21 protein-coding genes are annotated in these 23,121 nt (G+C 33.3%); 17 read left to right on the top strand and 4 right to left on the bottom strand.

Features of this window, described 5'->3' with window-relative positions:
• Positions 1-528: 528 nt before the first annotated feature.
• On the bottom strand, positions 529-1,278 hold the full coding sequence (gene hemQ, locus AB1J10_RS05380) for a hydrogen peroxide-dependent heme synthase (RefSeq protein WP_046207275.1): 750 nt from the start codon (positions 1,276-1,278) through the stop codon (positions 529-531).
• A 171-nt stretch (positions 1,279-1,449) separates the two neighbouring features.
• On the opposite strand from hemQ, the gene pta reads away from it, so the two are divergent.
• The 6 genes from pta (at position 1,450) to AB1J10_RS05350 (ending at position 7,581) form a co-directional block, all read left to right on the top strand.
• Positions 1,450-2,436: a phosphate acetyltransferase gene (pta, locus tag AB1J10_RS05375; RefSeq protein WP_046207276.1), complete on the top strand. Its 987-nt coding sequence runs from the start codon at positions 1,450-1,452 to the stop codon at positions 2,434-2,436.
• Positions 2,436-3,275: a lipoate--protein ligase family protein gene (locus AB1J10_RS05370; RefSeq protein WP_070038936.1), complete on the top strand. Its 840-nt coding sequence runs from the start codon at positions 2,436-2,438 to the stop codon at positions 3,273-3,275. The genes pta and AB1J10_RS05370 overlap by 1 nt, the downstream gene beginning before the upstream one ends.
• Positions 3,276-3,817: 542 nt before the next feature.
• A complete protein-coding gene (gene mvk, locus AB1J10_RS05365) occupies positions 3,818-4,741 on the top strand; it encodes a mevalonate kinase (protein WP_070038939.1) in 924 nt (307 codons plus the stop codon).
• Positions 4,742-4,745: 4 nt separating this feature from the next.
• A complete protein-coding gene (gene mvaD / locus AB1J10_RS05360; RefSeq protein WP_046207279.1) occupies positions 4,746-5,729 on the top strand; it encodes a diphosphomevalonate decarboxylase in 984 nt (327 codons plus the stop codon).
• A 12-nt stretch (positions 5,730-5,741) separates the two neighbouring features.
• Positions 5,742-6,818: a phosphomevalonate kinase gene (locus tag AB1J10_RS05355; RefSeq protein ID WP_046207280.1), complete on the top strand. Its 1,077-nt coding sequence runs from the start codon at positions 5,742-5,744 to the stop codon at positions 6,816-6,818.
• Positions 6,819-7,242: 424 nt separating this feature from the next.
• Complete coding sequence (locus AB1J10_RS05350; RefSeq protein WP_046207281.1) at positions 7,243-7,581, top strand: DUF1450 domain-containing protein; 339 nt, start codon at positions 7,243-7,245, stop codon at positions 7,579-7,581.
• Between the two features lie 179 nt (positions 7,582-7,760).
• On the opposite strand, the gene AB1J10_RS05345 is transcribed toward AB1J10_RS05350, so the two are convergent.
• From AB1J10_RS05345 to AB1J10_RS05335, 3 genes are read right to left on the bottom strand one after another with little or no spacing between them, the layout of a single operon-like run.
• The gene (locus AB1J10_RS05345) at positions 7,761-8,543 is read right to left on the bottom strand and encodes an SDR family NAD(P)-dependent oxidoreductase (RefSeq protein WP_046207282.1); all 783 of its coding nucleotides are present in this window, start codon (positions 8,541-8,543) and stop codon (positions 7,761-7,763) included.
• A gap of 19 nt (positions 8,544-8,562) precedes the next feature.
• Positions 8,563-9,810 carry an MFS transporter gene (locus AB1J10_RS05340; protein WP_046207283.1) on the bottom strand — a complete coding sequence of 416 codons (1,248 nt, stop codon included), beginning with the start codon at positions 9,808-9,810 and terminating at the stop codon, positions 8,563-8,565.
• 49 nt (positions 9,811-9,859) lie between these two features.
• Positions 9,860-11,455: a xylulokinase gene (locus tag AB1J10_RS05335; protein ID WP_070038943.1), complete on the bottom strand. Its 1,596-nt coding sequence runs from the start codon at positions 11,453-11,455 to the stop codon at positions 9,860-9,862.
• A 289-nt stretch (positions 11,456-11,744) separates the two neighbouring features.
• Here AB1J10_RS05335 and AB1J10_RS05330 point away from each other — a divergent pair, with 289 nt between their 5' ends.
• From AB1J10_RS05330 to AB1J10_RS05280, 11 genes are all read left to right on the top strand, one after another.
• Complete coding sequence (locus AB1J10_RS05330) at positions 11,745-12,725, top strand: ketoacyl-ACP synthase III (protein WP_070038945.1); 981 nt, start codon at positions 11,745-11,747, stop codon at positions 12,723-12,725.
• Between the two features lie 691 nt (positions 12,726-13,416).
• On the top strand, positions 13,417-14,352 hold the full coding sequence (locus AB1J10_RS05325) for an aldo/keto reductase (RefSeq protein ID WP_046207286.1): 936 nt from the start codon (positions 13,417-13,419) through the stop codon (positions 14,350-14,352).
• Positions 14,353-14,657: 305 nt separating this feature from the next.
• Complete coding sequence (locus tag AB1J10_RS05320) at positions 14,658-15,197, top strand: flavodoxin family protein (RefSeq protein ID WP_070038947.1); 540 nt, start codon at positions 14,658-14,660, stop codon at positions 15,195-15,197.
• 131 nt (positions 15,198-15,328) lie between these two features.
• The gene (locus AB1J10_RS05315) at positions 15,329-15,808 is read left to right on the top strand and encodes a GNAT family N-acetyltransferase (RefSeq protein WP_064209583.1); all 480 of its coding nucleotides are present in this window, start codon (positions 15,329-15,331) and stop codon (positions 15,806-15,808) included.
• A gap of 17 nt (positions 15,809-15,825) precedes the next feature.
• The gene (locus tag AB1J10_RS05310; protein ID WP_174894800.1) at positions 15,826-17,142 is read left to right on the top strand and encodes an HD domain-containing protein; all 1,317 of its coding nucleotides are present in this window, start codon (positions 15,826-15,828) and stop codon (positions 17,140-17,142) included.
• A 126-nt stretch (positions 17,143-17,268) separates the two neighbouring features.
• The gene (locus AB1J10_RS05305) at positions 17,269-17,781 is read left to right on the top strand and encodes a YwhD family protein (protein WP_046207290.1); all 513 of its coding nucleotides are present in this window, start codon (positions 17,269-17,271) and stop codon (positions 17,779-17,781) included.
• Positions 17,782-18,083: 302 nt separating this feature from the next.
• On the top strand, positions 18,084-18,497 hold the full coding sequence (locus AB1J10_RS05300) for a DUF1934 domain-containing protein (RefSeq protein WP_070038949.1): 414 nt from the start codon (positions 18,084-18,086) through the stop codon (positions 18,495-18,497).
• Positions 18,498-20,165, top strand: a complete 1,668-nt coding sequence (argS, locus tag AB1J10_RS05295) for an arginine--tRNA ligase (protein ID WP_369003035.1) — start codon at positions 18,498-18,500, stop codon at positions 20,163-20,165. It abuts the gene before it with no gap.
• Positions 20,166-20,318: 153 nt separating this feature from the next.
• Positions 20,319-20,954: an endonuclease III domain-containing protein gene (locus AB1J10_RS05290; RefSeq protein ID WP_046207293.1), complete on the top strand. Its 636-nt coding sequence runs from the start codon at positions 20,319-20,321 to the stop codon at positions 20,952-20,954.
• Between the two features lie 76 nt (positions 20,955-21,030).
• Positions 21,031-21,912, top strand: coding sequence for an ABC transporter substrate-binding protein (locus AB1J10_RS05285; protein ID WP_046207294.1), 882 nt, complete (start codon positions 21,031-21,033; stop codon positions 21,910-21,912).
• Between the two features lie 228 nt (positions 21,913-22,140).
• A complete protein-coding gene (locus AB1J10_RS05280) occupies positions 22,141-23,091 on the top strand; it encodes a FecCD family ABC transporter permease (RefSeq protein ID WP_070038959.1) in 951 nt (316 codons plus the stop codon).
• Positions 23,092-23,121 lie beyond the last annotated feature (30 nt).

The following is a 23,121-nucleotide window of genomic DNA, read 5'->3' as shown; positions in this document are numbered from 1 at the left end:
TTAAAGTTCTCCCAAACACACTACATTCAGACAGGCACACTTGTTTTATTTCAAGTGTGCCTTTTTTTAGTCGCTCTACTTTCTACGAAGTAGAAAGTTAGAGCGACTTATGCATGCGAGGAGCATGCGAACCGTCAAATCAAACGAAGTAGAAAGTTAGAGCGACTTATGCATGCGAGGAGCATGCGAACCGTCAAATCAAACGAAGTAGAAAGCAAGAGCGACTAATACATGTAACTTATGACAATAGCTATCTTTTGAGATTTAGTAGTCAAATTCAAACATAGGTATTGAATGATTTATTGTAATTGTACCTAAAAAGGCAAAATATAATGGCAGTGCGCCTAAAATATGTACGTTTGAGACGTAATTGTAGTTATATATGAATGCAAAAAAATGATATATAAAAGCCCCTCCATTATTAAATGAAGGGGTTGATCATAGTTTATAAAAAATAAAGTTATACTCTAAAACAAGAAAGATTGTAATTTGTATTAAAAATAACATTAGTTAAAATATAGTGATAAATTATATTTCAAAAAGCGTTGGTAAACTATCTTTGGTGATAATGTTACCCACATAGAAACTGCCAAAATCACCGTAACGTGCCGTCGTTTCGTCAAATCTCATTTCAGAAACAATTTTTTTAAATTGAAGTGGGTCATCTGCAAATAGCGTGACACCCCATTCGAAATCATCAAAGCCCATAGAGCCTGTGATAAATTGTTTGATTTTACCAGCATATTGACGACCGATTTTACCGTGATTGTACATTAGTTCTTGTCTTTCTTCTAATGGCAACATATACCAGTTATAAGTTTCATTACGACGTTTGTCCATAGGATAGAAACAAATATATTCGGATTGAGGTAATTCTGGATATAATCTTGGTTTGATATGTGGATTTTCGTATGGATCTTCGTCAGATTTTCCTGCTAAATAATTGCCGAGTTCAATAATCGAAACATATGAGTATGTCGGAATTAAAAAGTCAGTGATTTTCAATTTGTTAAATTCATTTTCAAAAGCATTTAAATCTTTTAATTCAGGACGTAATGCCCATAAAAGAATATCTGCTTTTTGACCAGTAATATTATAAAATGCGTGATCGCCGACATGGTTCGTACGTGCTTCTTTGTGTTTATCTAAAAATGATTGCAACTCTTCAACTAACGTTTGACGTTCATTTTCTGGGACTAGACGTAAACTAGCCCAATCTATAGCATATAATAAATGTAAACTATACCAACCATCTAAAGTTTCTGGCGCTTGTGGCATATTGAATCGCTCCTTTATAAATAATTCTATATCTACACTGAAAATTCTATCATAAAGGTAACTGTAAAACATAAGTAAATGATTACAAATTGGTGACATGGAATTCTATAAAAAAATGACGTATAATAGTAATGGAAAAAATAATAGTATTAAAAATTTGAGGAGGCCCATATGTCTTTATTAGATGTATTACAAGAGAAATTGTCAGGAAAAAATGTGAAAATTGTTTTACCTGAAGGAGAAGATGAACGCGTATTAACTGCGGCAACACAATTACAAAGTACAGATTATGTAACACCAGTTTTATTAGGTAATGAAGCAAATGTTAATGCGTTAGCTAAAGACAAAGGTTTAGATATTTCAAACTTAGAAATTATCGATCCTGAAACGAGTGATTTGAAACAAGAGTTAGTGACAGCTTTTGTTGAACGTCGTAAAGGGAAAGCAACTGAAGCCCAAGCTCAAGAAATGTTAAAAGACGTAAATTACTTTGGTACGATGCTAGTATATACTGGTAAAGCTGAAGGTTTAGTAAGTGGTGCTGCGCACTCTACAGGTGATACCGTTCGTCCAGCCCTACAAATTATAAAAACAAAACCAGGTGTAACTAAAACATCAGGTATATTCTTTATGATCAAAGGTGAAGAACAATATATCTTTGGTGATTGTGCGATTAATCCTACATTAGAAGCACAAGATTTAGCGGAAATTGCGGTAGAAAGTGCAAAATCTGCTCAAAGTTTTGGCATGTCTCCACGTGTAGCAATGTTAAGTTTTTCAACAAAAGGTTCTGCAAAATCGGATGATGTTGAAAAAGTTTCCAATGCGGTAGCGTTAGCACAAGAAAAGGTTGAAACTGATCAACTTAAAGATGTGGTTATTGATGGAGAATTCCAATTTGATGCAGCAATTGTACCTGAAGTTGCTAAGAAAAAGGCACCGGATGCACAAATTCAAGGCGATGCAAATGTATTTATTTTCCCAAGTTTAGAAGCGGGTAATATTGGATATAAAATCGCACAACGCCTTGGTGGTTATGATGCGGTAGGCCCGGTATTACAAGGTCTTAATTCACCAGTAAATGATTTATCTCGTGGATGTTCAATAGAAGACGTGTATAATTTATCAATCATCACTGCTGCACAAACATTACAATAATGGATTTAGCAAGTAAGTACTTTAATAGTGCCACTTGGCGTTATGTAGATCATTCTTCTGGTTTAGCACCGATGCAGTCATTTGCATTTGACGATACTTTGTCAGAAAGTGTAGGCAAAAATTTATCAAGCAGTGTGGTACGTACTTGGATACATCAACATACAATTATTTTAGGTATCCACGATTCAAGATTACCGCACTTGCAAGATGGTATTCGCTATTTAACTGAAGAACGAGGGTATAATGCGATTGTGAGAAACTCGGGTGGTCTAGGTGTTGTATTAGACCAAGGTGTACTCAATATTTCACTTATTTTTAAAGGCAAGCATGATATTACAATTGATGAAGCATTTTCAGTCATGTACTTATTAGTGTCGAAAATGTTTGAAGACGATGATGTTGAAATTGAGACCTATGAGATTGAACAATCATATTGTCCAGGGAAATTTGATTTAAGTATTAATGGGAAGAAATTTGCCGGTATTTCGCAAAGACGTGTTCGAGGTGGCATAGCTGTCCAAGTATATCTATGCGTAGAAGGCGATGGCAGCGAACGCGCTGCATTGATGAAAGCATTTTATGAACGCGCATTACAAGGCGAGCGTACTAAATTTGAATACCCCGATATTGACCCTCAATGCATGGCATCTTTATCGCAATTATTAGGCAGAACATTAACAGTTCAAGATGTGATGTTCCAGTTACTATATGCGTTAAAAGATTTAGGCGCCAATTTGACGATGGAAGACATTACGGATGATGAGTGGCAACGATATGAAGGTTATTTTGACAAGATGATTGAACGAAATGCTAAAGTTAATCAAAAAATGGACGAATGAGACAAAGACTAGAAACGATACAATATAATGTATTCGTTTTTAGTCTTTTTATTTATAATTGCATAATGGAAAGATGACTATAATTTGTTGAATTATAGTAATTAAATAAGTAATATAGTGAAAGTATACGTTAAAAATCAAAAATAAATTAATAAAATAAAGTGAAGTTTTTGAATAATAGGTCATCGCGTTTTATAATAAATAAGTATTGTTTATAATTAGTAGCAGGTATTAACTTTTTGCTCATTTCGTTCAATTTTGATACAAATTAAAAAACTATGTCTCGAGACGTATGCCAATATATGAAATTTGTGAGATAATATACTTTGATTTGTGTGAAAATCGATTGAGTTGTGTAAAAATGCACGTAATGGTTGCTTGATTAAAAATGAAAAGCATGAATACTATAGCGAAATGCTATTAAACACAAAATTTCCCGGGAAATGTTAAGATAACTAGGAATGAAATTGAGATTAATAAAAATCGCGGTGCAAAGCATATATTATTTAAATTTAAAGAAAATACTAAAGGTGATTGAAAATATGGCACAACAAGGTTATGGGGAAGCGAATGGCAAGGTGATTTTAATAGGTGAGCACGCGGTGACATTTGGAGAGCCTGCAATTGCGATTCCATTTACGACAGGGAGAGTGAGTGCATTAATTGAGTCTTTAAATGCATCAGAGTCTTCCTATATTAAAAGTGAAGTGTATGATGGTGAATTGGTTTACGCACCTGAACACTTAAAATCAGTAATAACGAGGTTTATTGATAAATATGATATTGTAACACCCATCAAAGTTTCTATAGATACGAACTTACCACCATCAAGAGGCCTAGGATCAAGTGCTGCAATGGCAGTCGCATTTGTACGTGCGAGTTTCGATTATATAAATAAACCCTTAACAGATGCGGTTTTGATAGAAGAAGCGAATTGGGCAGAACGTATTGCGCATGGCAAACCCAGTGGGATAGATACACAAACCATAGTATCTAACAAGCCAGTTTGGTTTCAAAAAGGAAAGGTTACTACATTAAAGCCTTTAGATTTAAATGGGTATATGGTTGTGATAGACACTGGTATTCGTGGTTCAACAAAACAAGCAGTAGAAGACGTACATAATTTATGTAAAGCAGATAGTGGATACCTTAGCTTTGTCGAACATATCGGCAAATTGGTACATGAGGCGCGAGATTCTATCGAACACCATAACTTTGAACAACTTGCTACGGTATTTAATTTGTGTCAAGAGAATTTAAGAACACTCACTGTTAGTCATGAAAAAATTGAGCAATTGTTAGAGGTTAGTAAAGAGCAAGGTGCTATAGCTGGTAAATTAACTGGAGGAGGTAGAGGCGGAAGTATGATTGTTCTAGCTTCTACTTTAGAAACGGCTGAAAAAATTGTGGAAAGTGCACAATCGTTAGGTGCACATCATACATGGATTGAATATTTAGGAGGTTAGTAAGGTGGTTAGTAGTGGCAAAGCACGTGCACATACAAATATTGCACTGATTAAATATTGGGGGAAAGCTGATGAAGCCTATATTATTCCAATGAATAATAGCTTGTCGGTAACATTAGATCGGTTTTATACAGAGACTAAAGTAACTTTTTCTGAACAATATACTAAAGATTTATTGATTTTAAATGGACAAACAGTAGATGATGCTGAAGCAACTAAAATTCGTCGTTTTATGGATATTGTTAGAGAACTGGGTAAAACATCTATGTATGCGCATATCGAAAGTGATAATTTCGTACCAACAGCTGCAGGTTTAGCCTCATCAGCAAGTGCTTATGCCGCATTAGCAGCAGCATGTAATGAAGCTTTAAAACTTGGATTAACGGGTAAAGCATTATCTAGACTTGCTCGAAGAGGATCAGGATCAGCTTCTAGAAGTATCTATGGCGGTTTTGTAGAGTGGGAAAAAGGTCATGATGATGCATCATCATATAGTTTCCCGATTGATGCAGATCACTGGGAAGATGATTTGTCAATGATATTTGTCGTGATCAATAATCAAACAAAAAAAGTTTCTAGTCGTGCTGGTATGTCACATACGCGTGATACATCTCGTTTTTACCAATACTGGTTAGATCATGTAGATGAAGACATAGCGTCAGTTAAGCATGCGATTAAAGACAAAGATTTTAAGTATTTAGGAGAAGTTATTGAAGAGAATGGCTTGAGGATGCATGCAACAAATTTAGGTTCACAGCCTCCTTTTACATATATGGTAGAAGATAGTTATTTAGCTATGGATATTGTACATCAATGTCGCGAAGCTGGTTACCCTTGTTATTTCACAATGGATGCAGGACCCAACGTTAAAATTTTAGTAGAAAAGAAAAATCAACAGGCAGTCATTGATGCACTGAAAAAATCATTTAATGATGATCAAATTATTGCAAGTGACATTACACGTACAGGTGTTGAAATTATTGAGTAAGGAAGAGATAACATGATTCAAGTAAAAGCGCCAGGTAAGCTCTATATTGCAGGTGAATATGCTGTTACTGAACCTGGGTATAAATCTGTGTTAATAGCTGTTAATAGATTTGTAACGGCTTCAATTGAAGACTCTAATGCTTCAGAAGGTACAATCCACTCAAAGACATTACATCATGAACCAGTTACATTTCAAAGAGAAGAAGATAAGATAGTCTTATCTGATTTATATGCAGCAAAGCAATTAAAATACGTCATCACAGCTATAGAAGTTTTTGAGCAATTTGTGAGTAGTAATCACATTGACCTAAAGCATTTTAATTTAACGATAGATAGTAATTTAGATGATGCAAATGGTCATAAATACGGTTTAGGCTCAAGTGCAGCGGTACTTGTATCTGTAGTAAAAGCTTTAAATGAATTTTATGAGATGCATTTATCAAATCTTTATATTTATAAACTTGCAGTGATTGCAAATATGAAATTGCAAAGTTTGAGTTCTTGTGGAGATATCGCAGTTAGTGTATACACAGGGTGGCTTGCTTATAGTACATTTGATCATGAGTGGGTTTCACAACAAATTGAAGATACCTCTGTCAACGAAGTACTAAATAAAAACTGGCCAGGTTTACATATTGAGCCACTACAACCACCAGAAAATATGGAAGTCTTAATTGGTTGGACAGGATCGCCTGCGTCTTCACATCACTTAGTGAGTGAAGTGAAACGTTTGAAATCTGACCCTACATTTTACGGGAAATTTTTAGAACGTTCACATGCTTGCGTAGAAAAATTAATTCATGCCTTTAAAACGAATCATATCAAAGGTGTACAGCAAATGATCCGGATGAATCGTGAAATTATTCAATCCATGGATAATGAGGCTACGATTGATATTGAAACTGCACATTTGAAAGTGTTATGCTCTGTAGCTGAAAAATATGGTGGTGCTGCTAAAACATCAGGCGCTGGTGGCGGTGACTGTGGTATCACAATCATTAATAATGAAGTTGATAAACAATCAATTTATAAAGAATGGCTAGAAAATGAAGTGAAACCGTTAGAGTTTAGTATCTATCATGGACAATAAGCTTAGGAAAAATAATTTTTAAATGTTGTGTTGTCTAATCCTAGCAAGGATGAGCAGGGATAATGCTTTAGTTGAGTTGAAACTCATATATAAGTTATACTATCGTAATAATAAATTGAGAAGCGACACGGCTGTGACAATTGATTTGTCCAGCCGATTTTTGATTGAATTATAAAAATCAGACAGAAAAGTATATAGAAAAAAGTAGTATCATGAACGTGTAATGCTATGTTTTCATACACAACTTTTAGATCTAATGGGCATAACTTGAAAAAAATTTAAAATAGAGTAAAATAATTAGAGTTGTAATTTATCGTTATAAATATATTGATGTGGCTTTGATAGGAAATTGAGCGCATATTTCACATAATTTATCAGTAAAATGAGTGAATCATTCACGTTTGGAAAGATGAGGGGATTGATTTTGCAAAATAAATTTTTAATCTGCGATGATTGTCAGGGCGTTAATTGTAAATCTTTACAGAAAAAACTGACAAAATTAGATCCTTATGCAGAAATAGAAATAGGTTGTCAATCGTATTGTGGTCCTGGTCGACGTAAAACTTTTGCATTTGTTAATAATCGCCCATTAGCAGCCTTAACTGAAGATGAGCTTATGGAAAAAATTGAAAAACAGTTGCAAAAACCTAGAGATCCTGAAGAGGAAGAGCGCCTTAGAAAACGCAATGAGGAACGTAAACGACGTAAAGAAGAACAAGATCGCAAACTGAAAGAAAAATTAGCTAAGAAGAAAAGTAAGTGAAAGACACTCAAGGTGACACATATGAAATGATTGAATTGCACAATGCAGTTTAATCATTTTTGTACTAATGAATATAAAAAAACACTTTTGTTCATGTCGACATATTGTATGTGCATTGAGCAAAAGTGTTTTTTAATTTAATATATTATTGAAACTAGACCATTATATGTTATTAATGTTTATAGTGCTGTGTAACCACCATCAATTGTGAAGACACTACCTTGTGCAAATGAAGATGCATCAGATGCAAGATATACAACGATACCACCGAGTTCATTTGGTGTGCCTGGTCTGCCCATAGGTGTGAATCCCATCCAGTCTTCAATCATTGCTCCACCTTGATCAAAGAAAGGTTTCGTAAGTTCTGTTTTCATATAACCCGGGGCAATTGTGTTTACTTTAATATTGTATTTTGACCATTCCATAGCTAAACTTTTCGTCAACATGATGACACCAGCTTTGGAAGCATTGTACGAACATTGTTCTTGAGGTTTATTAGCAATTAGTCCTGACATAGAGGATGTATTAATGATAGAACCATAGCCTTGTTTAATCATTACACGTCCAACGGATTGTGCAACTAAGAAAATGCCGTTCAGATTTAAATTTATAACTTTATTCCAATCTTCAAATGACATTTCTTCAGCTTTTGCATTAATCGTCATGCCAGCATTATTAACTAAAATATCAATTTTATTAAATTGTTTTGTAACTTCTTCGACCATTTGATTTACAGCATCTGGATTTGTAACATCTACTTTTAGAGCGATCGCTTCTACGCTTTCAGTTTCACGAATTTCTTGTGCAGTATCATTAGCTACCGCTTCATTAATGTCAGCGATAACGATGTTAGCACCAGCTTGTGCTAATGCAGTAGCCATGGCTTTGCCTAAGCCCATCGCACCCCCTGTTACAATTGCTACTTTTCCATCTAATTTAAATTGTTCTAATATATTTGTCATGTTAAAACTCCTGTCCTTTTTAATGATTTGGTTGGTTAACTTTCATAAAGAAAGTTAGTATAAATCCTATGAAATAAATAATTGCATATGTCCAAATAGTTAATACAGGACCTCCTATCGGTACGGTTAACGTTGCGATAGCTGGTCCGACAAAGTTGCTTAAGCCAGCAGATAAATTATGAATAGAAACCGCTGCCCCTTTATGATTTGGTTCTAAAATGGGGAAAATGGCTGACATCGGTACAAATGCCGCGACAGCAAAACCAAATACAATCGCTACTGCACCAGCAACCCAAATGTTGGGTCCAGTCGAGATTGGTAAATAGTAAAAGGCTAATGTAGAAATCACCATTCCCATACAGCCAAACCACCGCACTTGTCGTACCCATCCAATTTTATCGCCAACCACACCCCAAAATAGGTTAGTAAAAATAGTTACAATATACATTAATCCCCAAATTCTCAACCATTCTGATGTAGTAAATCCTACGGTATCAGTGAATACGATTGGCATGATAACGACAAGACCAAACAAGGCTAATTGGTTAATGATTCTAACTACGCAAGCAATAGCAACTTGAGGATTTTTTAAAATGGTTATACCTTTAGCGAATTCAAGTAATATCTCTTTGGGCGTTAATCTATCGGATTCTTTCTCAGAGCCTTTTCTATCTTTAACTAAAAACATGGCCATTAAACCACCGATTAAAATGAATATTATGGAAGACCATAATGTTCCCATAAATCCAATCCAAGGTATTGTAAAACTAGGTAGATAGGTTCCTAAAAACCCGATACCCACGGAATACATTGCCCAGAACCAGCCCATAGCTGAAGCTAGACGATGTTTTGGAGCTGAATATGTAATCCAGACGACGAAGCTATAGATAAACATCGGATAGGCAAAGCCTCTAATACCATACATAATTAACATCATTGGATAGCTATGTTGCTCTAACCCTAAAGTTAAAAAACCGATATGAAAAATAATCCAAATGATAAACGCAAATGCCATTATTTTTCTCGGGCTAAAAATTTCAGCCAAAATACCGGAAAGCCAAGATGCAACTGCTACAATAAGACCATAAAGTGTTAAGACTGCGGATGCTTGATGTGCTTCAAACCCAAGACTAACAATATATTTTGATAAAAAAGCTTGTTCAATACCATCACCAGTCATGAAAATAGCTACTGCGATATAACCCCAAATTAAAGTTAACGGTAAGCCTAAAAATTGCTTAGAGCTATCTGTACTTAGTGTATTCACCAAAATCTCTCCTAATCTTTAAATATGATTTCTAAAATGTTAATCGACTTTAAATATACTCATCTATCTGTCGTTGGAGAGGTAATAATGTTTTAAATTTTTGAATATAATTTCTAAAACTTTCAACATCTTGAGATTTAGGGTTTAAAGTGATTTGGTCAGTGTTATCAAAAGCTTTAACGTTTAAGTAATTGGCCAAATTTGTATACTGATTTTCTAGTAAATAACGGGATAATATTGCGATACCCCATGCGCCACCTTCACTAGCAGTTTTCATAACACTGACTGGTGTTTCTAATGCTGCAGCTAAATAGGATTGTGCAACTTTGTCTGTTTTAAAAATACCACCGTGGCCTAGCATGCTATCAATTTGAATATCTTCATTTTCTTTTAATAAATCAATACCAATTTTCAAAGTACTAAAGGCACTAAAAATATGTGTTTTCATAAAGTTTTCAATATTGAATTCACTATCAACGTGACGTAGGAACATCGGATAACCTTGATTGACATCCGTTATGAATTCTCCGGAGATATAGCCATAAGATAATAATTTTCCTAAGTCTTCATCTCCATTAAAAGCGCTTTCAAATAACTTGGTAAAAAGTTCATTTTTATCATATTTTACATTCATGAGTTGGAAGACTTCTTCAAACAAATGAACCCAAGCATTGATATCAGATGTACAATTATTAGCATGTATCATCGCAACATCATAACCATCAGGTGTAGTTACAATGTCTACTTCAGGATAAACATAAGTAATCGGTTTCTCTAGTACAATCATTGAAAATATACTAGTTCCTGCAGAAACATTTCCGGTTTTTGGTGCTACGCTATTCGTTGCCACCATGCCTGTTGCAGCATCTGATTCTGGTGCACACATTGGACACCCTGGTTCCAGTTCACCATTTGGGTCGATGAGTTTAGCGCCTGTTTTTGTTAAGTAACCAGCAATTTCTCCAGCTACAATGACATTTGGTAACATATCGTTAATATCTTGCGAGTAACCTAAATTTTGAAATAATGTATTAAAACGTTTTAATAGATCTTGACGGAATTGCTCACGTTCGCTGTCAACTGGGAACATACCAGATGCGTCTCCAATACCTAATACCTTTTTATCTGTTAAATACCAATGAACATATCCAGCTAGTGTAGTTAGATAACTAACTTGTTTGACATGTGCTTCGTCATCTATTGCTGATTGGAACAGCTGAGCGATGCTCCAGCGTTCTGGTATATTTACTTTAAAATCTTCGCGTAACAATTTTGCTGCTTTATTCGCATTGTTATTGCGCCAAGTTCTGAAAGGTACTAATAAATCATCATTGTCATCAAATGCTAAGTAACCATGCATCATACCACTAATTCCTAGAGAAGCTAAGGATTTAATTTGAACATGATAGTTATCCTTAATTGATTGTGACATTTCAGCATAACTTTTTTGAATGCCTACCCATACATCATTAATGGAATAAGTCCAATAACCATTTTCATATTTGTTCTCCCATTCAAAAGAACCTGTTGCAATTGTTTCGCAATTAGGTGCGATAGCAATGGTCTTTATACGCGTAGAGCCTAATTCAATGCCTACAGATAGTTGACCTGATTCAACCAAGTGCTTGATATCATCACTTTCCATTTTGTTGCTCCTTTACTTAAAAAATAATGTAAACGTTATCAAAAATGAATATTAATTTAAAAATTATGAAAAGTCAATTAAAGATTATTATACATTTAGTTCATATGATAAATTATAACTATAAATTAATAATATTATTTATATTTATTTATATTTATTTATAGTTAGAAATTATTATTTATGTTATAGGTGTTGCATTGATTGTGTTATCATTCATTAGTATGAAGCGTATGATAAATAATAAGAATTTGAAATTTTAAAGTTATAGATTGATAAAAGGAGTTATGATATGAATTCATTTGCTAAAATTACTGCACAAGGTGCTTATGTACCGGAAAAAAGAATGGATAACCATGATTTCGAGAAGATTGTTGATACTTCTGATGAATGGATCCAACAAAGAACTGGGATTGTTGAAAGAAGAATTGTAGCTGAAGATGAATATACGAGTGATATCAGTTATAAAGCAGTGCTGGATTTGCAAGAGAAATATCAAGTGGAATTAAATGATGTTGATATGATTATCAATGCTACATTGACTCCAGATTATAAAACCCCAAGTGTCGCATCTTATGTGCAAGCGAAACTTGGATTGAAAAATGCAGGGGCCATTGATATTAATGCAGCTTGTGCAGGTTTTGCCTATGGTTTGAATATAGCTAATGGTCTGATTACATCTGGTCAAAATAAAAAAGTGCTAGTTATTGGCGCGGAAACACTATCACGAATTACAGATTACACAGACCGCAATACATGTATTTTGTTTGGTGATGGAGCAGGCGTATTTTTAGTAGAATACAGTGAAGATGAAACGAGCTTTATATCTAGTAGTTCTGGCTCAGACGGTGACAAAGGACATCATTTATATTGTTCAGAACTTTCTCATACTATGTTTGGCGAAGATTTACAAAATCCTGGTTATATTGTTCAAAATGGTCGTGGCGTATATAAATGGGCTGTCGGCAATGTTCCGAATATTATTGACAATACGTTACGTAACACGAATTATAAAAAAGAGGACATAGATTGGTTTGCGCCACATAGTGCTAATGCCAGAATGATAGAATCAATATGTGAAAAGGCTAACCTCTCTAAAGATAAAGCGCTAATGAGTCTTAAATATTATGGTAATACGTCATCGGCTACGATTCCATTATCGATTGACTTAGCTGTCCAAGCGCATCAACTTAAAAAAGGTGACCTCATGCTATTAGTTGGGTTTGGTGGCGGCTTGTCATATGCGTCTACATTAATTAAATGGACACTTTAAAAATATATTACAATAATTAAATAAAAATGATTCGTAAGTAGGGTGTAACACGCATTGCATCCTACTTTTTTATGTGTATATCTCTGTAATTGATTTGTCCCAGTGCATTTATATTGTAGGTAGATGATTGAACTTAGGTAAATCATTTTATGTTTTTCAAATCAAGTCATCTTTGCAAAGGTGGATGACGAAATAATTTTAATAAAATTAGAATTCTGTCCTACGTCCCATTATGTCTAAATTTTTGAAACGTAATTTTTAAGCATTTTACTTCAAGGTCTCATCAAAAACATGCTAAATTTTGAGTAGTGGTAGAAAAGTTATTCAGCAACTTAATATTGTTATGTCTCAACATTACGTGTTAAATCATATGTGTTTCGAACGAATTGTGCTAACAATAGTTGAAACAATTGAATTACATGGCAATACTTTTTTAGAGAGACAAGATATTTAAAATAGCGATGATTACTAATGAAGTTAAGTAATTTTTGTTATGTGCATAAATACGATATGTATAACATATTATTAAACTGAGTGAAAAAGGGTAGAGATATATTATATAGTATTCAGCAGTTCATGCGTTTGTTGATGGCATTGTCAAAGTATCTTTCGTAATGAAGGGATACAAAAACAATTTGAGCCAGAGATTCTATAAATATATCAAAATTAATATATAAGGAGTTGGATTGTTTTGACGGAAAAAGTTCAATTAGGAAAATCAAATGTAACGGTATCACCGATTGCTTTAGGTACAAATGCTGTTGGTGGACATAATTTTTATAATGATTTAGACGAAGAAAAAGGTAAAGAAACGGTTCGCACTGCTGTTAGAAATGGTATTACATTGTTAGATACAGCCTATATTTATGGTCCAGAACGTTCGGAAGAATTAGTAGGAGAAGCGGTTAAAGAATTTGCTAGAGACGAGTTTGCAATTGCCACAAAGGGTGCTCATTATTTTGATGAAGATGGTAATGTGAAAATGTCTAATGATCCAGCATTTCTTAAAGATCAAGTAGAAAAAAGCTTAAAACGTCTTCAAGTAGATTATATTGATTTGTATTATATTCATTTTCCAGATGATACTACGCCTAAAGATCAAGCAGTTGCTGCATTAAAAGATTTAAAAGATGAAGGTAAGATTAAAGCAATAGGAGTTTCTAATTTTACATTAGATCAACTAAAAGAAGCGAATAAAGACGGCTATGTTGATGTTGTGCAAATGGAATACAATTTATTAAATCGCGAAAATGAAGATGTGTTTGAATATACAAAAGAAAATCAAATTACATTTATTCCATATTTCCCTTTAGTTTCAGGTCTTTTAGCTGGCAAATACACTGAAAATACAAAATTTGATGATATTCGTGCTAAGAATCCAGAATTCCAAGGTGAAAAATTCAAAGAAAATTTAGAGAAAATTGATGAGTTGAGAGGTATTGCAGATAATCATAATGTAGATGTTGCACATATTGTGCTTGCATTCTATTTAACTCAACCTTCATTGGATGTCGTGATTCCAGGCGCAAAGCAACCACATCAAGTCGTGGACAATTTAACAACTTTAGAGGTTAATTTAACTCAAGAAGAGATTGAAAAAATAAATCAACTATTTCCTAGAAAATAATAAATAAGTGAGTGGACTTATGTATAAGTTTTAGCTCAGGCATCACTGTGTACTTTTACTCATTCTAGTTATTATTTCCAGGTTGAGATGACGAAATTTTTAAAAGAAAATTAAGTTTCTATCCTATGCCCATTTTATAAAGTTTTTAAATTTTAGTTGAAATATATAAATATATATAAATTTTCCTACAAATCATTTAATGCTATAATATACTATTGTAAACACATGTTATATTTATGAACTTTTGTGTAAAATTATTAAGATATCTCTAATGGAATATTTTAATATATAAAAAGGAGATTATTATGATAACAGTTTTGTTCGGGGGCAGTCGTCCGGAGGGAAACACTGCTCGATTGACTAAAATGGCCTTATCAGGACATGACTACAAATGGTTTGATTTAACTCAGTACCAATTGAATCCAGTGAGAGATGTGAGACATGATGGGACAACGATTGATACTTATGAAGATGATTATAAAAAAATGATAGATCAAGTGTTAGCCAGTGATACAATTGTTTTTGCATCACCCGTGTATTGGTATAGTATATCAGCCTCTTTGAAAGCATTCATTGATCATTGGTCTGAAACTTTAATGGATCCTAATTATAAGGATTTTAAGGCAAAAATGGCTGAAAAAGATTTTAGACTCATTATTGTCGGCGGAGATTTTCCAAAAGTAAAAGCGAAGCCATGTATCACTCAAATCAAGTATAGCTTAGAGTTTTTAGGTGCTACGCTATCTGGTTATATTATTGGAACTGCTGAAAAACCAGGAGATATTGATAAAGATTCGTATGCATTAAACCGCGCACGAGAATGGCAAGATACATTAAATAAGTAATATTTAGAGATAGTTTGGGCAATGTTATCTATTGTCCAAGCTATTTTCATATGAATAGATTAAGTATTTTGAACACTAAAATTATGTTATAATATGAGTATTATTACCTACTATAAATAGGGGGAACCAACATGCACAAAGTTAGGAAAGCAGCGCCAGAAGATGTTGTAGGCATCAGAGATGTAGCAACAAAAGCTTGGTATAATACTTATTTAAATATCTATGCAGCTAAAACTGTAAATGAATTATTGGCTGCTTCATATAATGAACAACATTTACTAAAAAGGTTAGAAGAACAATTATTTTTAGTCATCGAAGAGGATGATCAGATCATTGGTTTTGCTAACTTTATATATGGCACTGAATTATTCTTATCAGCCCATTACGTGAGACCTTCGTGGCAACATCATGGATATGGTTCTGATTTACTGAAAGAAGGCTTGGCATATTTCCAAAATGAATATGATGAAGTATTTTTAGAAGTGGATAATAAGAATGATGAAGCGGTAGCTTTTTATGAACAAAAAGGGTTTGAGCGTGTGCGCTCGTATATGCACGTGATGTATGGGGAAGAAATGGATTTAGCATTGATGCGTAAAACTTTATCATAGATGCACATTAACAAGGTATGAATAGGAGGACGACATTGACTTTTACAACTTATGCTACACAAAAGTTACCTGAAGAAAAAGTATTTAAAGACCCCATTCATAGATATATTCATGTAAGAGACCAAGTGATTTGGGATTTGATTAAAACGAAAGAATTTCAACGTTTACGTCGTATAAAGCAATTGGGTACATTATACTTATCATTTCATACCGCTGAACACAGTAGATTTGGACATTCATTAGGTGTATATGAGATTGTTCGAAGATTAATTGATGATTCGTTTGACGGTCGTGAAGCATGGAATAATGATGATCGTCCACTTGCACTATGTGCCGCATTATTACACGACTTAGGTCATGGACCATTTTCACATAGCTTCGAGAAGATTTTTAATACAGATCATGAACAATTTACGCAAAAAATTATTACTGGCCCGACAGAAGTAAATCGTGTATTACGACGTGTTTCTGAAGATTTTCCACAGCAAGTAGCTGATGTTATTAATAAAACACATGAAAATAAATTGGTCATCTCTATGATTTCTTCACAAATAGATGCTGATAGAATGGATTACTTGCAACGTGATGCATATTTTACGGGTGTTACGTATGGGCAATTTGATATGGAACGTATTTTGAGATTGATGCGACCTTCAAAAGATGAAGTACTTATTAAAGAAAGTGGTATGCATGCAGTAGAGAACTTCATTATGAGCCGTTACCAAATGTATTGGCAAGTTTACTTCCATCCAGTTAGTCGAGGTGGAGAAGTGTTGCTTAATAATTGTTTGAAACGAGCAAAGCAACTTTATAATGAAGGGTACACTTTTAAAAAATATCCTGCCGATTTTATACCGTTCTTTGAAGAATCTATGACGATTGAACAGTATGTAGATTTAGATGAAGCGGTTGTAGTTTATTACTTAAAAGCATGGATTAATGAAGATGACGCTATATTAAGTGATTTGTCTCGTAGATTTATTAATCGGGATTTGTTTAAATATATGCCATTTGATGGTTCTATTATTACAATTACAGAATTAACAGATTTGTTTATACAGGCAGGTATAGATCCGAATTATTACTTTGTAAGTGAATCCTTTTCTGATTTACCTTATGATTATGACCGTCCAGGATCAGACAGACAGCCGATTCATTTGTTGAGACGTAATGGTAAAATAAGAGAAATTAGTAGTCAATCCTTAGTTATTCATAGTATAACTGGCATTAACAGACAAGATTATAAATTATATTATCCAAAAGAATTTATTTCTGATATAGAAGATGACCAAGTTAGAAATGCAATTAATAGTATATTAGATGAATTAAATTAAGCACTTAAAAATTGATGACTTTTATCACTTTGTTAAATATGGCAAAATTTTAATATAGACAACTTATGTAGGATTGTAATTTAACAATTGCAGCGCTACTTGTTTTAATAATGGAGGTGGAAGCTGATGGCTGAAAATAAGGGATTTAAATTCAATATTATTAAAAATGATCCGTTGGATGGTCACAAAGGTACCAATATTGGTTCTATAAGTTTAGATAACGTAGCACCAGTGTTTATCGATGTTGCAAACGAAGAGGCATTTATTGATATTGCAGGCATGCATGCGCGTTCTAGTGTTGAAAAAGGTGTCAAATGGATTAAAGATAAGGCGACCGTTGAAGGTGAAGAGGCGAAAGAATATTGGTTGTGTTGGGTTACAACAGAACGTGGTGAAAATGGACCTTACTATGCCGGACTAACAGCATGCTATTTATTAGTAAATAGAAGTATTCGTAGAGGTTACAAAAGTATGCCTGAACATGTAAATATGATGGATAAATCAATGAAACATAATATTGAAATCGATCAAATAGGTGACCAAAATAAAAAAATATTAGCAGCGTTTCTTAAATCGCATGATATAGATATGTGGAATAACTCTGATGCTTCATTGCATGAAGCTTTAGAAACAGTTTAATATCATTGGTTTTTAAGAGTTCAACGATATTAAACGAAGAACATAAGAACATCGGTATTTAAATGCATGTAACGTATGCATTGAGATATTTGCGTCATTTGAAAAGAGTAGAAATACGAAATCAGATTTTGATTTTGTTTTTTCTACTTTTTTTATGTGTGGTTTTTGAATATTGTGAAGGTGTTGTAAACGAACTTTGAAAATGGAGATTATTGAATTTAAATTAATTTAGCAACTGTTTTGCATATTTCAAGTATGCTATAATGGTTTGTATTATTTTAAAGATTAGGGTGAAACTTACATTGGAGAACAATGTTGCAATCCAAACGAAACAAGTGGTTAAACAATTCGATAATAAGGAAAAATTCTCATTGTCTACTACAGGATCTTGGCAAAAACGTAAAGCCGATTTTATTCGTTATCAAGAAAAGATAGACGGAGCAATCGTTAATGTGACAGTTAAAATTGAAAGTTCAGGAGTAAAGATTATCCGCAATGGTGATATTAAGTTAAACCTTCATTTTGTAGAAGGTGAGGAAACGATTACTTTGTATGAAATTAGTGGCGGTCGCATACCATTGACCGTTTATACACATTCTATTTTACATTTTGTAAATGATAATGGTGGAAAATTGAAAGTGCATTATGATTTAATTCAAGATGAAGAGAAGATGGGATCTTATCAATATGAAATTACTTACAAGGAGATGCCGTAAATGAACATAATCGAACAAGTCAAACAAAAGTTGGTTGAAGAAATTAAGAAAAGTATTCAACAAGCACAACTTGCCGACGTGAATGAAATACCTGAAATTAAAATCGAAATACCAAAAGATAATAAAAATGGTGACTATTCAACAAATATAGCAATGGTCTTAACAAAAATAGCGAAACGTAATCCACGCGAAATCGCAACAGCAATTGTTGAAAATTTGGATACAACGGCTGCACAAGTTGAAAAAGTTGATATCGCAGGACCTGGTTTTATCAATTTTTATTTAGATAGTGCTTATTTGACTGCGATTATTACTGAAGCAATCAATAATGGTGATCAATTTGGTCATAAAAAAGTTAAAAATGGTGAAAATATTTTATTAGAATATGTATCGGCTAATCCTACAGGTGATTTACATATAGGTCATGCCCGTAATGCTGCAGTTGGCGATACGTTGGCCAATATATTAGAAGCGGCTGGTTATAATGTCACAAGAGAATATTATATTAATGATGCTGGTAATCAAATTACCAATTTAGCTCGTTCAATAGAAGCACGTTATTTTGAAGCGCTTGGTGATGATTCTTTTGAAATGCCAGAAGGTGGCTATCACGGAAAAGATATCATCAATATTGGTAAAGATTTGGCAGAGAAACAACCGGAAATAAAGGATTTAGACGAAGAAGCACGTATTAAAACATTCAGACAACTTGGCGTCGATTACGAAATGCAAAAACTAAGAAAAGACTTAGCTGATTTTAATACACATTATGATAATTGGTTTAGCGAAACAACGCTTTATGAATCTGGTGAAATCAAACAAGTACTTAATAAAATGACTGAACTTGGTTACACTTATGAAGAAGATGGTGCAACATGGTTACGCACAACCGATTTCTCGGATGACAAAGATCGTGTATTGATTAAAAAAGATGGTAATTATACTTACTTTTTACCAGATATTGCATACCATTTCGATAAAATTGAACGTGGTAACGATATATTAATAAACTTATTTGGTGCAGATCACCATGGCTATATTCAGCGTTTGAAAGCATCAATGGAAACATTTGGTGTTGATAGCGAGCGTCTTGAAATTCAAATTATGCAAATGGTCCGCTTAATGCAGGACGGTCAAGAAGTGAAAATGAGTAAACGTACTGGAAATGCAATTACTTTACGTGAAATTATGGATGAAGTAGGCGTGGATGCCGCGAGATATTTCTTAACGATGCGCAGTCCTGATACACATTTTGATTTTGATATGGAATTAGCAAAGCAAGAATCACAAGATAATCCGGTATATTATGCACAATATGCACATGCACGTATTTGTTCAATTTTAAAACAAGCTAAACAAAAAGGTATTGAACCTTCAACTGACGCAGACTATTCGTTTATCACAAACGATAAAGCGATTGAGCTTATGAAAAAAATTGCTGAATTTGAACCAACGATTGAAAGTGCCGCAACACACAGAGCACCACATAGAATTACAAACTATATTCAAGATTTGGCAGCACATTTCCATAAGTTTTACAATGATGAAAAAGTTTTAACAGATGATTTAGAAAAAACAAAAGCGTTGATTGCATTAATTGATGCAGTGAGAATTACATTACATAATGCATTAAACCTTGTTGGCGTAACAGCGCCAGAGTCAATGTAATTATTATGTAATTAAAGTAGTCCTTTATTTAAGAGCAAGTTTAGGTTTGTTAATCATAGTTTGATGCATTTCCGTCAGTACTATCACCAAACCTTACTTGCTCTTTTTTGATATTGGTTACTTCATCGTGATCACTGGGAGGGTAATGCTAACATGTTAGATATTCAGTCGCTATATAAATTATTATCTTCACATATGGGGTCACAACATTGGTGGCCTGCTGAGTCTAAAATCGAAGTGATATTAGGAGCGATTTTAGTACAAAATACCAATTGGAGAAATGCTGCTTATGCGCTTGAACAATTAAAGGTTAAGACTGAATTTGATCCAGAGCAGATGCTAAATTTGAATTTGGAATCTTTGCAAATGCTTATAAAATCAAGCGGATTTTATAAAAATAAAGCTAAAACGATTTTGAATATACTTGCCTGGTTGAAACGTTTTGATTTTGATTATCAAGCTGTAAGATCATATTATCAACTTCAATTGCGTAATGCTTTATTAGAAATCAAAGGTATTGGTAGTGAAACGGCAGATGTGTGTTTAGTTTATATTTTTGAAGAAGTTGTCTTTATTCCAGATAGTTATACTAGAAGAATTTTTAAAAAACTAGGCTATACCAACACAGAAAGTTATGAGAAATTGAAGCGACATATTGAACTTCCTGAAACATTTACTAATGCAGATGCTAATGAATTTCATGCGTTGTTAGATAATTTTGGGAAAAATTACTTTAATGGAAAAAATGAAAACAAGTATACATTTTTAGATCCTTATTTTGAAAATTAAATTTCATAAAATAGACTTAACGATTGAGATGAGAGTTTGGTAATATAGAATAAAATAACTATTAGGAGATTAAGGTATGAAGAAATGGAATAAATTATTATGTTTGTTACTTGTTTTTGTAGTAGTCTTAACTGCTTGTGGTACGAAGTCAGACCAAAAGCATGATGAAGGGCAATCTGAGGGTCACACTTATAAACGTATTATTTCTCTAATGCCTAGTAATACGGAAATTTTATATGAACTCGGTTTGGGTGACGATGTGATAGGCGTATCAACTGTAGATGATTATCCTAAAGAAGTAAAAGATAAGAAACAATTTGATGCGATGAAACTTAATAAAGAATCATTGATGAAAGCCAAACCAGATTTAATATTGGCACATGAATCTCAAAAAGCGACGAATGATAAAGTACTTAAAGGATTAAAAGATAGTGGTGTGAAAGTTGTTTATGTGAAAGATGCACAATCTATTGATGAAATGTATGAATCATTTATGCAAATTGGTAAGGTAACGCATAAAGAAAAAGCAGCCAAAAAACTCGTTAAAGAAACAAAACAAAATATCGAAAACGTAAAAAAATCAGTGCCTAATGATGTAAAAGGGCAAAAAGTTTTCATGGAAATTTCATCTGAACCAGAAATATACACTGCAGGTAAAGAAACATTTTTTGATGATATGCTGACACAATTAAAAGCAGAAAACAGTTTTTCTAATTTAAAAGGTTGGCAGAAGGTGAGTAAAGAAGATATTATTAAGCAAAATCCAGATTTGATGATATCAACAATGGGTATTTCATCATCTGAATATCAAAAAATGATTAACAAACGTGGTGGTTTTAATCAAATTAAAGCGGTACAGCACAATAAAGTTAAAGCTGTTAATGGTGATGAAATATCAAGACCAGGTCCACGTATAGATGATGGATTGAAAAAATTGAAAGAAGCTATTTATGAATAGTAATTTACTAAAACACAAAGATAGATTAGCCTAGGAACTAAATAGCTTTCGCTAACAAATAAACGTCAATTGCTATAGAAATGATATAGAATTGACGTTTTCTTTATGAATTTCTTATCATGTGATATTTACTTTTAGCATAAAAATATATACCATTTTAATAACGAACAATAAATATTTTTATCATTCAATATAACTGAACGATTTTATTGAAAGCGTGGCAAAGACATGAAATATAATAAAGCACTTATTATTTGTATCGTCCTACTCATTATCAGTATGCTACTAAGCATGCTTTGGAATATCGGTAATATTAATGAAGCATTGTCACAATCTATATTATTTCAAGTTAGAGTGCCAAGAACACTTCAAGCATTATTAGCAGGTATTGGTTTAACATTAGCAGGTCATATGTTTCAAACGCTATTAAATAACCCATTAGCCGACAGCTTTACATTAGGTTTAGCAAGTGGGGCAACTTTTGGTTCTGGTATAGCTGTAGTATTAGGGTTATCGTTTTTATGGTTACCAGTTTTTTCTGTAATTTTTAGTGTTATCACATTAATTACAGTGATCTCACTTACTACTGCTATGTCTAAAGGCTATCCGATAAGGACACTCATCTTATCCGGTATTATGATAGGTGCATTGTTTAATGCATTTCTTTATGTATTGATTATTTTTAATCAACAGAAGATGAATAATATTGTGAATTATATGTTTGGCGGTTTCTCATCTGCAGAGTATAACGAGGTAATATATATAGGTATTACGTTATTCATCGGTATTATTGTATTATGTAGTTTAATACCAAAAATTAAGATATTACAGCTAGGCCATTTGAAAGGAACATCTTTAGGTTTAAATGTACAATCATTAACATATTGCGTGTTATTAATTGCTTCATTGATTACTGCAGTAATTGTCGCATATGTAGGCATCATTGGTTTTATAGGCATGATTATTCCACAGCTTGTACGACGCCAGGGTCAGCAGTTCAATCTTGGACAACAAATGGTACTAAATATGTTTATAGGTGGTATAGTGATGGTAATGTCGGATTGGTTAGGAAGTATATTGTTAAGCCCATTTGAAATTCCTGCTAGTATTATTTTAGCATTATTAGGCATACCAGTACTATTTTACATCATGATCACTCAACCACGGAGCATAGAATAAACTTAAGGATTACTATCGTCTCGAGATGGT

Source organism: Staphylococcus cohnii species complex 1663, assembly GCF_041008415.1.
GTDB lineage: Bacteria > Bacillota > Bacilli > Staphylococcales > Staphylococcaceae > Staphylococcus > Staphylococcus ureilyticus.
This window is presented reverse-complemented; position numbering and strand designations above follow the sequence as displayed.